15 protein-coding genes are annotated in these 12,850 nt (G+C 71.8%); 3 read left to right on the forward strand and 12 right to left on the reverse strand.

Features of this window, described 5'->3' with window-relative positions; genetic code table 11:
* Window positions 1–125 precede the first annotated feature (125 nt).
* The 4 genes from GEV28_RS00480 to GEV28_RS00495 all read right to left on the reverse strand — a co-directional run bounded on the left by GEV28_RS00480 (window position 126) and on the right by GEV28_RS00495 (window position 4,424).
* Window positions 126–293, reverse strand: a complete 168-nt coding sequence (locus tag GEV28_RS00480; protein ID WP_291407353.1) for a hypothetical protein — start codon at window positions 291–293, stop codon at window positions 126–128.
* Between the two features lie 177 nt (window positions 294–470).
* On the reverse strand, window positions 471–2,711 hold the full coding sequence (locus GEV28_RS00485; RefSeq protein WP_367114996.1) for a heavy metal translocating P-type ATPase: 2,241 nt from the start codon (window positions 2,709–2,711) through the stop codon (window positions 471–473).
* Between the two features lie 13 nt (window positions 2,712–2,724).
* Window positions 2,725–3,501: a universal stress protein gene (locus GEV28_RS00490; RefSeq protein WP_291407355.1), complete on the reverse strand. Its 777-nt coding sequence runs from the start codon at window positions 3,499–3,501 to the stop codon at window positions 2,725–2,727.
* 35 nt (window positions 3,502–3,536) lie between these two features.
* Window positions 3,537–4,424, reverse strand: a complete 888-nt coding sequence (locus tag GEV28_RS00495) for a universal stress protein (protein ID WP_291407358.1) — start codon at window positions 4,422–4,424, stop codon at window positions 3,537–3,539.
* A gap of 224 nt (window positions 4,425–4,648) precedes the next feature.
* On the opposite strand from GEV28_RS00495, the gene GEV28_RS00500 reads away from it, so the two are divergent.
* Together GEV28_RS00500 and GEV28_RS00505 are read left to right on the forward strand one after the other, a co-directional pair.
* The gene (locus GEV28_RS00500; RefSeq protein WP_291407359.1) at window positions 4,649–4,882 is read left to right on the forward strand and encodes a hypothetical protein; all 234 of its coding nucleotides are present in this window, start codon (window positions 4,649–4,651) and stop codon (window positions 4,880–4,882) included.
* A gap of 5 nt (window positions 4,883–4,887) precedes the next feature.
* On the forward strand, window positions 4,888–5,328 hold the full coding sequence (locus tag GEV28_RS00505) for a universal stress protein (RefSeq protein ID WP_291407361.1): 441 nt from the start codon (window positions 4,888–4,890) through the stop codon (window positions 5,326–5,328).
* A gap of 72 nt (window positions 5,329–5,400) precedes the next feature.
* Here GEV28_RS00505 and GEV28_RS00510 read toward each other — a convergent pair whose 3' ends face one another.
* The 8 genes from GEV28_RS00510 to GEV28_RS00545 all read right to left on the reverse strand — a co-directional run bounded on the left by GEV28_RS00510 (window position 5,401) and on the right by GEV28_RS00545 (window position 11,598).
* The gene (locus tag GEV28_RS00510; RefSeq protein WP_291407362.1) at window positions 5,401–5,982 is read right to left on the reverse strand and encodes a CBS domain-containing protein; all 582 of its coding nucleotides are present in this window, start codon (window positions 5,980–5,982) and stop codon (window positions 5,401–5,403) included.
* A 15-nt stretch (window positions 5,983–5,997) separates the two neighbouring features.
* Window positions 5,998–6,900 carry a universal stress protein gene (locus tag GEV28_RS00515; protein WP_291407364.1) on the reverse strand — a complete coding sequence of 301 codons (903 nt, stop codon included), beginning with the start codon at window positions 6,898–6,900 and terminating at the stop codon, window positions 5,998–6,000.
* Between the two features lie 9 nt (window positions 6,901–6,909).
* Window positions 6,910–7,770 carry a universal stress protein gene (locus GEV28_RS00520; protein WP_291407366.1) on the reverse strand — a complete coding sequence of 287 codons (861 nt, stop codon included), beginning with the start codon at window positions 7,768–7,770 and terminating at the stop codon, window positions 6,910–6,912.
* Window positions 7,767–8,699, reverse strand: a complete 933-nt coding sequence (locus GEV28_RS00525; RefSeq protein ID WP_291407368.1) for a universal stress protein — start codon at window positions 8,697–8,699, stop codon at window positions 7,767–7,769. The genes GEV28_RS00520 and GEV28_RS00525 overlap by 4 nt, the downstream gene beginning before the upstream one ends.
* A 10-nt stretch (window positions 8,700–8,709) precedes the next feature.
* Entirely contained in the window at window positions 8,710–9,624 is a 915-nt protein-coding gene (locus GEV28_RS00530) for a hypothetical protein (RefSeq protein WP_291407370.1), read from the reverse strand.
* Window positions 9,621–10,589, reverse strand: coding sequence for a nitroreductase family protein (locus GEV28_RS00535; RefSeq protein WP_291407372.1), 969 nt, complete (start codon window positions 10,587–10,589; stop codon window positions 9,621–9,623). The genes GEV28_RS00530 and GEV28_RS00535 overlap by 4 nt, the downstream gene beginning before the upstream one ends.
* A gap of 137 nt (window positions 10,590–10,726) precedes the next feature.
* On the reverse strand, window positions 10,727–11,335 hold the full coding sequence (locus GEV28_RS00540) for a hypothetical protein (protein ID WP_291407374.1): 609 nt from the start codon (window positions 11,333–11,335) through the stop codon (window positions 10,727–10,729).
* On the reverse strand, window positions 11,332–11,598 hold the full coding sequence (locus tag GEV28_RS00545) for a DUF1918 domain-containing protein (RefSeq protein WP_291407377.1): 267 nt from the start codon (window positions 11,596–11,598) through the stop codon (window positions 11,332–11,334). The genes GEV28_RS00540 and GEV28_RS00545 overlap by 4 nt, the downstream gene beginning before the upstream one ends.
* Window positions 11,599–11,788: 190 nt before the next feature.
* On the opposite strand from GEV28_RS00545, the gene gap reads away from it, so the two are divergent.
* On the forward strand, window positions 11,789–12,808 hold the full coding sequence (gap, locus tag GEV28_RS00550) for a type I glyceraldehyde-3-phosphate dehydrogenase (RefSeq protein WP_291407379.1): 1,020 nt from the start codon (window positions 11,789–11,791) through the stop codon (window positions 12,806–12,808).
* Window positions 12,809–12,850 lie beyond the last annotated feature (42 nt).

The following is a 12,850-nucleotide window of genomic DNA, read 5'->3' on the forward strand; positions in this document are numbered from 1 at the left end:
CAACCCGCGACACGATAACCACAGCCACGCCAGCCTGACCACCAACAGCCCCGCCCGGCCAGGCCGAGCGGGGCTACTTCACACCCAAACCAACCTCATCGGGAACGTCGCAACCATGTGCAAGATCAACGACGCGCAATATCCGGGTCCATGCCGGGCAGTTCGGCACGCAGGACGTACTTCCCGTCCTCGCGGTAGTCCTCGATCCGCACCGCGTGGTGGTCACCGAACGGCCAACCCTCCAGCAGCCGGACGACGTCCGGGAAGAACGAACGCGGCATCAGACTTGTCATCTGTGCTCCTTTCCCTCGGGTACCACACTTCCAGCGAACCCCCGGGCAACCACCGCGCACAGAGCGACTGGTCCCTACCGAGCGGGACTTTCGACACTGCCCACACCGGACATCGGGCAGTCATGCCGCGAAGGGCACCGCCGGCAACTCGTGGTCTCTCATGGAACCGGATACGGCTCAGCGTTCGCGGTCGGCGAGCGCGAAGTAGTCCTGTTCCTCCTGTGCGAAGTGCAGCGTCAGCACGGCGTCGAGGCCGTAAAGGGTTGCCCGGAGGTCGTCGACCTGGTCGGGTGCCAGGGCGCCGGTGACGTGCCGCCCGAGCCGTGCGACCAGTAGCTCGATTTCAGCGTGGCCACGGCTCATCGGCGCGATTCCGTCCCGCCCGCCGACCATCGGCGCCACCGCCGGGTACAACTCGTGCTCCTCCGCGCGCTCGTGCGGCAGGATCCGGTCCACGAGCACCCGGTGCGCCACCCGGACCCGCGCGTCTGCCTCCGCGGTGAGCCCCGAGGACAGCGCGTCGGCGGCGCCACGCACCGCGGCACGCGCGTCGGCGAGGTCGGCATGCTCGGCGCGGAACCGGGTGATGAGCCGGCGGGCCGTCAGCGGCACGTCCGCGCGGGCGTTGCCCCGCAGCGCACGGAGGGCATTGCCGACAGCGAGCACGTCGATCAGCTCCTGCACCAGTGCCCCGGCGGCGGGCATGAGTAACCCGCCGGCCGCCGCGATCATGGCCACGACCGACAACCCGACCCCCAGCGCGGCGCTCTGCACGGCGATCCCACGCGCCCGACGCGCGGTCTCGACGGCGTCCGCGAGGCGGTCGATGCCCTCGTCGGTGAGCACCGCGTCCGCGACCTGCGAAGTCGCCGTGGCGCCCCAAGCGGCGACCGCCACACCGACATCCGCTGCCGCGAGTGCGGGCGCGTCGTTGACGCCGTCGCCGACCGCCATCGTCGGCGCTCGGCGCTGCTCGGCCCGCACCCACTCGACCTTGGTCTCCGGCCGGGCGTCCGCGACCACCTCGTCGAGGCCGAGCACGCGGGCCACGTCCTCGGCAACCTCGCGGCGGTCGCCGGTCACCAGGACGAGGCGGTCGACGCCGGCCGCACGCAGGCGGCTGAGCGTGCGCGCGGCCTCCGGCCGCAGGTCGTCGCGCACCAGCAGGGCCGCCACCGGCCGCCCGTCGACGCGCACCCACACCACGCCGGCTCCGTCGAGCCGGGCTCGACGGAGCGCCGAGCGTGCCCAGGCGGGCAGGTTGTCTGCGGCGAGTCGGCCGACGGTGACCTCCAGGCCGTCGACTACGCCCCGGGCGCCGAGCCCCGGCTCGTCACGCACTGCCGTGGCGGCGGCAACCGGCACGTGTGCGCGGCGGGCCGCGGTCACCACCGCCGTGGCGAGGACGTGCGGGGATTCGCGCTCGACGGCGGCGGCCAGTTCGAGCGCCCGGTCCGCGGTCATGCCGGGCGCGACGAGGACCTCGGTGACCGCCGGCGTGCCGAGGGTGACTGTCCCGGTCTTGTCCAGGATCGCCGTCCGCACCCGGCCGAGCCGCTCGAGCACCGCGCCGTCCTTGACCACGACACCACGCCGGGACGCCGCGGACATGCCGCTCACGATCGCGACCGGCACGGCGAGCAGCAGCGGGCACGGAGTCGCGGTCACCAGCACGGCCACCGCACGCACCGGATCCCCCGCCCACCACCAAGCGACGCCGGCCACCGCGAGCGCGACCGGCACCAGCACCACCGCGAACCGGTCGGCGAGCCGCGCCACCGGCGCGGCGCCGGCCACCGCCTGCTCCGCCAACCGCACGACACCCGCATAGGCGCTCCGCTCCGCCGTGCGCACGGCCCGCATCATCACGACCGCGCCCGCATTGCACACACCGCCGCGCACGACCGCATCCACCTCCCTGGCCACGGGCAGCGGCTCGCCCGTCAGCGTGGACTCGTCAAAGGAGCCAGGCTCGAGCAGCCGGCCGTCGACCGGCACGACCTCGCCGGAACGCACCACCACGACGTCCCCGACGGCGACCTCGCCGACAGGCACCGCGATCACCGAGCCGGCACGGCGCACCCGGGCGGTACGCGGCGCACGGGCAAGCAACGCATCCAGGTCGCGGTGCGCGCGCCGCTGCGCATAGCCCTCCAACGCCTGACCGGTCCCCAGCATCAACGCGATCAACGCCCCGGCAAGATACTCCCCCACCACGAGTGTGCCGGCCAGGCTGACGGTGGCCAGCACGTCGGTGCCGAACCGGCGCGCCCGCAGATCGGCCACCACCATCGACACCGAGTAGCCGAGCCCGGCGACAGTGGCGGCGAGCCAAGCCCACGGTGCGACGGGACCCACCAGCGTCGCGACCGCCAGCGCGGCCACGACCGCCACCCGCCACGGCAACTTTCTGTCCACAGTAGATTCCCGGCTAGTCGCCGTGGTCACTACGCACCACGGCGACCGGGCACGGCGCCCGGTCGAGCAGGTACTGACCCGTGGAACGCAGGACGAGACCGCGATACCCGACGCGTCGACGGCTGCCCACAACGACCAGTTGGGCGCCCGACGCGCGATCCAGCAGCACCCTGCCGGGGGTGTCCGGCACGACTTCGCGGGTCACGGGAACCTCTGGGTAACGCTCACGCCAGCCCGTGAGCCTCGCGGCAACGACCTCCGCCACGTCGTCTGCCCGGTCGTAGCCGAGCGCGGCGGTGCCGTAGGAAACGGGTGGCGTCCAGCCATGCACGGCGAGCAGGTCCGTCCCGCGGAGCGCAGCCTCACGGAAGGCGAAGGCGACCGCCGCGTCACTGGTCTGCGTGCCGTCGACCCCAACGACCACCGGCCCCGCCGCGGGCTCGTCAGTGCCGCCCAGGACCACCATCGGGCACCGGCCCCGGGCAGCGAGCGTGGTCACGGTGGCGCCAATCATCCGGCCGGAGAAGCCACCATGCCCGCGCGTGCCCAGCACCACCAGCGACGCACCGGCCGACTCGCGCACCAGCAACTCGGCAGCGGAGACCACATCCGTCGCCACCGTCACGGGCATACCGGCGACGGCCTCGGCCGCCCGCAAAGCCTCTGCCTCCCCATCCCCATCTGTCCCGACGGCATGCACCAGCCGCAGGCCGGTGCCGCGACGGCCGGCCTGCGTGGCCGCCCACCGGACGGCCCTGAGCGCGGCGGCCGTCTCGTCGACGCCCACCACGACAGGCCTGGTCTGTGTCCCGGACATCGCGTGTCCTACATGTCCGGCTCGGTCCGCACGATGGCGACGGGGCACGGCGCGTGGTGCAGGAGGTGCTGGCCGGTCGAGCCGAGCACCAGTCCACGGAACCCGCCGCGGCCGCGGGTGCCGACGACCACGAGCCGCGCACCTTCGGCGTACCGCAGCAGCGCCCGGGACGGGTGGTCCCGCACGACCTCGCGGGTGACGTGCACGTCGGGGTACTTCTCCCGCCAGCCGGCCAGCCGCTCAGCAAGGGTCTGGTAGGCGTGTTGCTGGGCGGGCTCGAAGTCGGGTGGCTCGGGGTGCCCGAGCAGCAGCGTGTCGGCCACCGGTTCGGCCCAGGTGTGCACGGCGACGAGGTCCGCGCCGTGCAGGGATGCCTCGGCGAACGCGAACTCGACAGCGGCCTCGCTGTTCGGCAGCCCGTCCACACCGACCACCACGGGACCGTGCGACCGATCGTCCTCGCCGCGGACGACGACCAGCGGGCAGTGTGCCCGCCCGGCCAGCGTCACCGCGGTCGAGCCGATCAGCAGCCCGGCGAACCCGCCGAGACCCCGGGTGCCGAGCACCAGGAGCGAGGCGGCCAGCGACTCCTTGACCAGCACCGGCACGATGTCCGCGGCCTCCAGCACGATGCCAGGACGCAGGTCGGCCGACACCTCGGCGGCAACCGCCCGCGCCTCGCTCAGCCAGCGTCGCCCCTGGGTACGCAACGCGTCGCGGACAGCGGCCGGCTCGATGATCCCCCCGGGCAGCCCGACCGGCGTGGAGTACACGTGGACCAGCTTGAGCTCCAGTCCTCGCCGCTCGGCCTCCTCTGCGGCCCAGCGGACCGCGCGGAGCGCGGACGGCGACCCGTCCACCCCGACCACGACCGGATGTCCCGTGGTGCGCGTCATGACCGATCCCCTCTCGATGTCCTTGTCCTTCAACGAAACTAGTCACAGATCGGTCGGGTGGCCGCTGGCGTAGGTCCCGTGCGCGAGGGACTTTGGTCGCTCTCGGAGACCACAGTGGACACACCGGGCCGAAGGTCCCGGACATCGGCGGCCAACGACCGTATGCGAGACACCCCTCCGCGCCGGAGAGTGATGACAGAAGCTTCCCGACAGGAGGGGCCGCCATGACCGCCACCGAGGTACGCACCGTCGCGCTGTTCACCGCGACCGACCGCTGCGACCGCTGCCCGGCCCGAGCCACCGCGCTCGTCGTCCTGCGCAGTGGTGGCGAGCTGGCGTTCTGCGACCACCACCTCCGCCGGTACCGCGCCGCGCTCGCCCCGCTGGCACTGCGGTTCGAACGGCACGTCGAACTGGACGAAGCACTCGCCTTCGTGCCGGCGCCCGCCAGGAGGTGACCGACATGACCGGCACCATCGTCGTCGGGGTCGACGGTTCCGCGGCCAGCATCACCGCGCTGCGCTGGGCGGTCGGCCGCGCCGCGGTTGAGCACCGCACGGTGACCGCGGTCGAGGTACGGCCGCAGGCCCACCTCGTCCCCGGCACGTCCTACGCGCCGGCACCGTACGGCATGACACCGCCGGAGCGGACCGGCAGCCGACTGCACGAGGCTGTGGCCGCGGTGCGGACGGCGGTGCCGAACGCACCCAAGATCGCCGAGTTGCAACGGCGGGGTGAGCCGGGTGTCGAGCTGGCTAGGGTGGCGAGAGATGCCGCCATGCTCGTGCTCGGGCACAACCCGCACGGCCGGACGACCGAGTTCCTGTTCGGCCGCGTCACGGCCGCGTGCCTGCGACATGCCCGCGTACCGGTCATCCTCGTGCCGGCGACCGCCCGCACCTGACTGACCGCGCTTCCCCACCCGTTCGGGAGCGACTGCTGGTAGGCAATGAAATCGTGCCGAGACGTGCCACTGTCAGTCGTCCCAGCCGATGCGGGCCGGCACGTCCACCCCGAGGGTGACCGCAGAGACTCCCCCGACCGTTCGGACGAGCGCGGCGACGAGCGACCTCTCGGCGGTGTCGGCGAAATCTCCCGTGACGGTCACCTGGCCGTCGGCCACGGTCACCTCCCAGTGCCTACGGCTTCCGGCGTACTGGTCGAGCAGGCCGCGGACGTTCGCGGTGATCACGTCGTCCGCGCGGATCATGGTGCGCAGCAGGTCGCGGCGGGCGACGATGCCGACCAGCAACCCCTCCTCGACGACCGGCAGTGACCGCAAGCGCTGGGCGAGCATGCGTTCGGCGATCGTCGCGATGTCCGTGTCCGGGGCGGCCACCTCGACAGAGCTGGTCATGGCGCTCGTCACCGGATCCTCGCGGCGGTGCCCCGCCCGCAGGCCGTCGGACTCGCTGAAGATCCCGACGACCCGGTCACCCTCGTCGACCACGGGCACGGCCGCGAAGCCATGCTCGGTGAGGACCGTGACGGCGTCCCGGACAGTGCTCCGTGTGTCGACGCTGACCACCGGCCGGCTCATGATGTCTCTCGCTCGCATGGCCGATTCTCCTTGCTACTCGGTGACTTCCGTGCGCACCACAGCGACGGGGCAGGTGGCGTAGTGCAGCAGTTGCTGGCTCGTGGAGCCGAGAACGAGATCGCGGAACCCGCCACGACCCCGTCGGCCGACGACCACGAGGCGTGCCGTCTGCGCACAGCGGCGCAGCGCCCGGGTCGGCCGGTCGTGCACTACCTCCCGCTCGACCCGGACCTGCGGGTACTTCTCCTGCCAGCCGGCGAGTCTTTCCCCGAGTGCCGCCTCGGCGGCCGCGCGCTGCCGTTGCCAGTCCAGCACCGCGTCGTCGCCGACGAGCGAGGTCTCGAACACCGACTCGGCATAGGCGTGCAGTGCGACCAGCGTGACGTCTTCGGCCGACGCCTCGGCAAACGCGAATGCGACGGCCGCCTCGCTGGCCTGTGTGCCGTCCACCCCGACCACGACCGGTCCGGTGCGGGGAGACCCGTCGGAGCCATTGTCAGAGCCGTTGCGTATCAGCACCACCGGGCAGTTCGCGTGGCTGGCCAGCGCGAGCGCGGTGGAGCCCACCAGGAGACCGGTGAGGGCGGTGTGCCCTCGGTTGCCGAGGAAGAGCGCCGACGCGTTCTCGGACTCGCGCAGCAACCCGGTCGTCGCGGGCATGGCAGCCAGTTCGGTGTCCACCTCGAGTCCGGGCACGACCGTGGTCGCCACGTCACGTGCCTCGCCCAGCCAGCGCCTGCCCTCGCGGCGCAGGACGTTCAGGACCGATTCCTCCTCCGTCACCCCGGACGGGAACCCGAGCGGGAGTTCGTAGGCGTGGACGATCCGCAGCGGCAGGTCGTCGCGGCTCGCGCGTCCTGCGGCCCGGTGGACCGCGTGGAGCGCGGTGGCCGAGCCGTCGACGCCGACGACGACGGGTTTGCGGTGCGATGACATGGTTTCTCCTTATGAGCACAGGGCGACAGGGGCGGGCTGGGTGCGGGCGATCACGACCGGGCAGCCGCTACGCCGAATGAGGTCGCGGCTCACCGAACCGAACAGGCTGGACGCGAGACGGCCGCGGCCTCGCGAGCCGAGCACCAGCAGCGCCGCCCGGCGGGACGCGGCGACGAGCACGTGCCGCGGGTCGCCCGGCTCGACCTCGGTCGAGACCGCGACGTCCGGGTACAGCTCGCCGAACGCGATGAGCAGCCGGGCCTGCGCGGTCGCGGCGGCCTGGTCGAAACTCCCAGCGGTGACGCAGCGCACGACGGTCAGCGGCCGGCCGGTCCTGGCCGCTGCGGCGTACCCGTAGGCGAGTGCGGCGTGCGAGATCGTGGACTCGTCGAGTGCCACCACGACGGGGGCGGACGCTGGCAGTGCCGTTGATGCTGTCCACTCCCGCCGCGGCACCACCGCGAGCGGGCAGGGCGACGTCGTCAACAGGTCACCCGGCACCGACCCGCTGATGGCTTCGGTGAAGGGGCTGGCGTCGTCCGCACCGACGACCAGCAGGTCCGCTTCCTCCGCCGCGGCACGCAGGACCGCGGCGGGCGGGCCGGTAGCCAGGTCGGTAGTGACGATGACGCCGGGCCAGCCGGTCGCCATCTCGCCCGCCAGGTCCGCGAGCAACCGCACGGCGGCGGCCCGGTGCGCGGTCGCGACGTCGTTCGGGAGGTAGCGGTCGGGGACGGCCGCCGCCGGCTGGGCGGTCACGAGCCGCAGTTCGGCGTGCCGGGCGTGTGCCTCGGCGGCCGCCCAGCGGACCACGGCCCGACCGTAAATGGTCGACACGCCAGCGACGACGATGCCTAACTCCGTGTTCATGTCTGTTCCGTTCGTGCCACGACTACGGGGCATTCGGCGTGGTGCAGCAGGGTCTGGCTGACCGAGCCGAGCCCCATGCCGGTGAAGGCGCCGCGCCCGCGGGAGCCGACGACGATCAGTTGTGCGCCGGCAGCGTGCTCGAGCAGTGCGCGCTGGGGCCGGTCCCGTTTCACTACCGCCCGGACCTCGACTTGGGGGAACTTGTCCCGCCACAGGGAGATCCGCTCGGCGAGCCGGTCCTCTTCCTGGTCCTGGAGCCAGTCCCAGTCGACTGTGCCGGGCAGCATCGTCCAGGCGCCGGCCATGTTCACGTCCTGCCAGGTGTGCACGGCGACAAGCGGGACACCTCGTGCGGCCGCGGCCTCGAACGCGAACAGGAGTGCGGCGTCGCTCAGTTCGGAACCGTCGACGCCGACCACGACCGGGCCGTCCGCGGGCGGCGCACCGTCGCGTGTGGACGAGTGCATGACCACGACCGGGCAGTGCCCGTGCGCGGACAGCGCCACCGCGACGGAACCGACGAGCAGAGATGTGAACCCTCCCAGGCCTCGGGAGCCGAGCACCATCAGCTGCGCGGTCCGCGACTCGGCGATCAACACGTCGGCGGCGATGCCGGCGTGCAGGTCGGTGATCACCGGCAGGCCGGGCACGATACGGCGCGCGGTCTCGCTCGCCTCGGTCAGCCAGTGCCGGCCCTGATCGAGGACCGCGGTCCGGTACTCCGGCGGCGGCGCGATCTGGCGTGGATGCCGGACCGGGGCCAGATGGCAGACGTGCACGAGCCGCAGCGGTGTGTTGCGGCGCTCGGCCTCGTGTGCGGCCCAGCGGACCGCGTGCAGCGCGGACTCCGAACCGTCCGCACCGACCACGACCGGATGTTCGCTCCGCAAGCTCCACTCAGAAGGTTGCATGTCTTCGTTGATGTTCATGGTCATCTCCTCATGGGTGGCCGAAGCGGAGCAGGAGCTGTGGGAACCCGCCGAGTGTCAGGGCTTCCATGAGTCCGGCGCGGACCTCGTGCAGTTGGAAGGGTTGGGTGAGCAGCGAGCCGGCGAGACCGGCGGCCACGGTGGTCAGCCACGTCTGCTCGGCGGCCATGCCGGCCCGGACGTGGTCGAGCCGGCCGTCGTCCGGGGTCTCGACCAGCAGGAGGAACTCGCGACTCAGCCGGTCGGCGAGGAACCCGATGTCGGGTATCGCCGTCGTGCGCCGGACCAGGCCGGCCCACGGCAGCGTCGAGACACGACGCGTCGCCGACGACACCCCGGCACCCGGCAGCGGTTGCCGGACCGGCGCGGTCCACGCGGCCAGCTCACGCTGATAGGCGCAGTCGGCACGCAGCACGAGCGCACTGTGGTTCAGCAGCCGGGCCAGCGCCGCGATCTCCGCCGGCTCGGACACGACACGCAGTCCGACACCGTCGATCCCGCGCACGCCGAGGAGTACTCGCCGCATGTCGCCGTCGAGGCGACGGGCCGCGAACGGCTTGCGGTGGCTGCGCCGCGCGGTGATCGCACGGTGACGATCTAACTCCACATCGGACGGTTCAGCGCGGCCCACGGCAGAGATTCGAGCGACTTCGTCCGGGTGTGTGCGGTCGTGCCGCAGCTCGACGTCCGGCACCCAGCCGAGCACCCGCATCGCGAGAAGCACGTGCTCGAGCGCGGCGCCGCAGGAGATGAGCCGGTCACGACCGAGCGGATCGTGGCGCGGCAGTGCCCGGTCCAGCCGCTCGTACAGCGACACGTACTCGTCGTGGAACTCCAGCATCCACGGCTGCGTGTTGTGCACCGACGGCGCCGCCGCCGCGGCCGCGGCGATCAGGTGCTTCTCTCCTTGCGTCCACCCGGTCATGACGGTGCTCCTGTCCGGTTCGTGGTGACGGCGCTGACCGGCCGGCGGGGTGTCTGCGACACCGGGTGGCCGTAGCCGATGCGCAGTACTGTCTGCGGCTGTCCCGGCGCGTCCAGCAACGTGCGCAGTGCTGCACGCGTGGGCGGCACCTCGACCGGCTGGGACAGGAACGACGCGCTCAACCCGATGACGGTCGCGGTCAGCAGCACCCGCTGCAATGCGAGCCCGGCACGCAGGTGGTCGCTCGGGGTGTCGCCCTGCGTCGTCAGCATGGCGACGAGGGGATCCTGCTCGAACGGACGCTCCATAGTGGACTCTGGTGGGTACTGGCGCGGGGTGAGGAGTGTTCCGCCGGTAGGCCGTGGGCCGCCCGCGGAGCGCGGCACCCCGTCCTCGCCGGGGTTGCGGTCGGTCCACTCCCGCAGCTCACGCTGGAAGTCCGGGTCCTCCTCCTGGACGTGGTCGGCGCGACGCAGCAACGTGGCGAACGTGTCGAGCATCTTGGGCGTGTCCAGCAGGACCAGGTGTGCTCTCTCGCCCTCGGCGGCACGCACCAGCGCGTTGCGGTGGGCAGGCGGGACGGCCCGGTCGGAGAACGGCCGGCGGTTGCTCGCCCAGTGCGCGATGGCGTGCACGAGCGTCGTCTGCTCCGGGGTCGCCGTCCAGGCGCCGGTCACGCGCAGCACGGCAAGGAAGTCGGGGCGGTGCGGGTCGGGTAGGAGATCGAACACCACCCCGCGACCGGAGGCCTGGATCGCGAGCCGCAGGTTGAACAGTGCGGCGCCGCAGGACATCCTGGCCTCTCGCGCCGCCGGGTCGGCCACCGGCAGCACCCGGTCCCGGTCGAGGTGCAGCTCGACGAACGGCGGTGCGACCACGAACTGCCACGGCTGCGTGTTGTGCACCGAGGGCGCCCGGATCGCCGCCCGCAACGCCTGGTCGATGACCGCATCGGTGGTGCTCATGAGATGTCTCCTGAAGGTGCGGACCCGATTCGTGGGCCAGGGATCCAGCGTGACCCGCCGGGTGCCGGTGTCGGGAGCGTCGTCGCTCCCTTGCTGGCAGGGCATTTGGTCCCGCTCTGAAGCGATGCTCGCTCCGCTCAGCGGCTCTGGTTGTGCCAGTCCTGCTCGACCCGGGCCCATTCGGTCGCCCAGGCGCTGTACCGGCGCCGGTCAAGTAGGCGGTGCAGGCCCCAGCAGCCGAGTGCGAGCAGCCCGACGGACGCGAGCCAGCCGAGCGTGGCCACCAGCACACCCGCCCCCACAACATCCATAGTGGACATAGGCGGATCCACGGGCTTGCCGGACTCGTCGAGCCAGACTGGGACCTCGGCGCCGGCCTTCAGACCGTCGTCGGCTTCGACCGGGCCGGTGTGGGTGGTCCCGTCGGGCAGCTGCCACCGGGCCGCCACCTTCGAGCTCCCGCCGACGACCTCACCGCGGCTACCGACGGTCGTCTTCGGCGCGTCCTTGGCGAGGACCGCGACTGTCTCGTGTCGTGTCTGGGCCTGCTGCTCGCCCTGTTCGGCGAGGCTCGCGTAGGTCAGCGAGCCGAGCGTCAGCATGACCGGCACCAGCAGGAGCGCGAGCATGACGAACAGGATCACGGCCGTGCTCTCGAACCGGTCGACGCCGCGAGCCAGCGGGTTCCTGCCGGGCCGCAGCAGCCGGTCCAGCCGCAGGGCCCGTGATGGGGGTGAGGTGGTCATGGCGTCCCCCGCGTGTGCGTGCGTGGCCGGAAGCCGGCAGACCGGCTGGCCATCCGCGCGTCGAGTTCGTCTAGCTCGTCCTGAGTCACGACACGGGCGTCCGGGCCGGGGAACACCAGCCCCTCACGGTCGGTGTCCAGCCACCGCACCTTGAACGGCGGCGCGCCGTCAGGAGCGTTGACCTCCTCGATCATCGCGCGCCTGGCAGCATGGTCGGTTCCGGCGATCTCGACGATCAGCCAGTCACCCGGTTTGGCATACATCGCTCGTCCTTTCCCGAAATCCGAGTGGGCAGTAACCATGCTCCGGCGCGAACGGTGGGCTCCGGGAGAGACCGAGGTCCCCGTCTGGCAGGCCCAACGTCGCTCACGGAAAGGAACTTGAGCCCTGCCGCGGCGGTGCGGAACGAACGACCGTGAGGGCATCCGCCAGGCACGGACAAGAGGTGAGATCATGACAATCCGCGTCGGCATCAACGGTTTCGGCCGCATCGGTCGGGACCTGACGCGTGCCGCCATCGACCGGCTCGACCACGGCGAGCTGGGCATCGAGATCGTCGCCGTCAACGACATCACCGATGCCGCGACGCTCGCGAACCTCCTGAAGCACGACTCCACCTACGGGACATGGCACGTCCCGGTGTACGCCGGCGACAACGCCATCTCCGTGAACGGGCAGAGCGTCCTGGTCACCAGCGAGCGTGACCCGGCCGCGCTACCGTGGCGGGACCTTGGCGTGGATCTCGTGTTCGAGTCGACCGGCAAGTTCCGTACCCGCGAGGCCGCGGGCGCCCACCTGACCGCGGGCGCCCGCAAGGTCATCATCACCGCGCCCGGCAAGAAGGTGGACGCGACCATCGTCCTGGGCGTCAACGAGGAGGCCTACGACCCGGCCACCCATCACGTGGTGTCGAACGCGTCGTGCACCACGAACTGCCTCGCCCCGATGCTCTGGGTCCTTCACCACGCGTTCGGTGTGGTGAACGGTGTCATGACCACGATCCACAGCTACACCAACGACCAGAACCTGCTCGACGGACCGCACAAGGATCCGCGCCGGGCCCGTTCCGCCGCGGTGAACCTGATCCCGACCAGCACGGGCGCGGCAGCCGCGGTCGGCGAGGTGCTGCCGGAACTGGCGGGCCGGCTCGACGGCATCGCCGTGCGGGTGCCGGTGGAGAACGGCTCACTCACCGACCTCACCGTGCAGATCGCCACCGAGGGCGTCACCCCGGACCAGGTCAACCGCGCGTTCGCCGACGCGGCGAACGGCCGGCTCAAGTCGATCCTGCGCTACACCGAGGACCCGATCGTGTCCCGCGACATCATCGGCGACCCGGCCTCGTGCATCCTCGACGCGCCTCTCACCAAGGTGGAAGGCGATGTCGTCAAGGTGTTCGGCTGGTACGACAACGAATGGGGCTACGCCAACCGCACGCTCGACCTCGCCCACCTGATGGCACGGACCATGTGACCGTCGTAACCGAAGATGCCCCGAACCCGCGGGTCCGGGGCA

The sequence above is a fragment of the Actinophytocola sp. genome (assembly GCF_009379765.1).
GTDB lineage: Bacteria > Actinomycetota > Actinomycetes > Mycobacteriales > Pseudonocardiaceae > Actinophytocola.

What these genes read in the sequence shown, in the direction of transcription:
- GEV28_RS00480 (WP_291407353.1), bottom strand. Translation starts at nt 293, where the DNA reads ATGACAAGTCTGATGCCGCGTTCGTTCTTCCCGGACGTCGTCCGGCTG.
- GEV28_RS00495 (WP_291407358.1), bottom strand. Translation starts at nt 4,424, where the DNA reads ATGACGCGCACCACGGGACATCCGGTCGTGGTCGGGGTGGACGGGTCG.
- GEV28_RS00500 (WP_291407359.1), top strand. Translation starts at nt 4,649, where the DNA reads ATGACCGCCACCGAGGTACGCACCGTCGCGCTGTTCACCGCGACCGAC.
- GEV28_RS00505 (WP_291407361.1), top strand. Translation starts at nt 4,888, where the DNA reads ATGACCGGCACCATCGTCGTCGGGGTCGACGGTTCCGCGGCCAGCATC.
- GEV28_RS00510 (WP_291407362.1), bottom strand. Translation starts at nt 5,982, where the DNA reads ATGCGAGCGAGAGACATCATGAGCCGGCCGGTGGTCAGCGTCGACACA.
- GEV28_RS00515 (WP_291407364.1), bottom strand. Translation starts at nt 6,900, where the DNA reads ATGTCATCGCACCGCAAACCCGTCGTCGTCGGCGTCGACGGCTCGGCC.
- GEV28_RS00520 (WP_291407366.1), bottom strand. Translation starts at nt 7,770, where the DNA reads ATGAACACGGAGTTAGGCATCGTCGTCGCTGGCGTGTCGACCATTTAC.
- GEV28_RS00525 (WP_291407368.1), bottom strand. Translation starts at nt 8,699, where the DNA reads ATGAACATCAACGAAGACATGCAACCTTCTGAGTGGAGCTTGCGGAGC.
- GEV28_RS00530 (WP_291407370.1), bottom strand. Translation starts at nt 9,624, where the DNA reads ATGACCGGGTGGACGCAAGGAGAGAAGCACCTGATCGCCGCGGCCGCG.
- GEV28_RS00535 (WP_291407372.1), bottom strand. Translation starts at nt 10,589, where the DNA reads ATGAGCACCACCGATGCGGTCATCGACCAGGCGTTGCGGGCGGCGATC.
- GEV28_RS00540 (WP_291407374.1), bottom strand. Translation starts at nt 11,335, where the DNA reads ATGACCACCTCACCCCCATCACGGGCCCTGCGGCTGGACCGGCTGCTG.
- GEV28_RS00545 (WP_291407377.1), bottom strand. Translation starts at nt 11,598, where the DNA reads ATGTATGCCAAACCGGGTGACTGGCTGATCGTCGAGATCGCCGGAACC.
- gap (WP_291407379.1), top strand. Translation starts at nt 11,789, where the DNA reads ATGACAATCCGCGTCGGCATCAACGGTTTCGGCCGCATCGGTCGGGAC.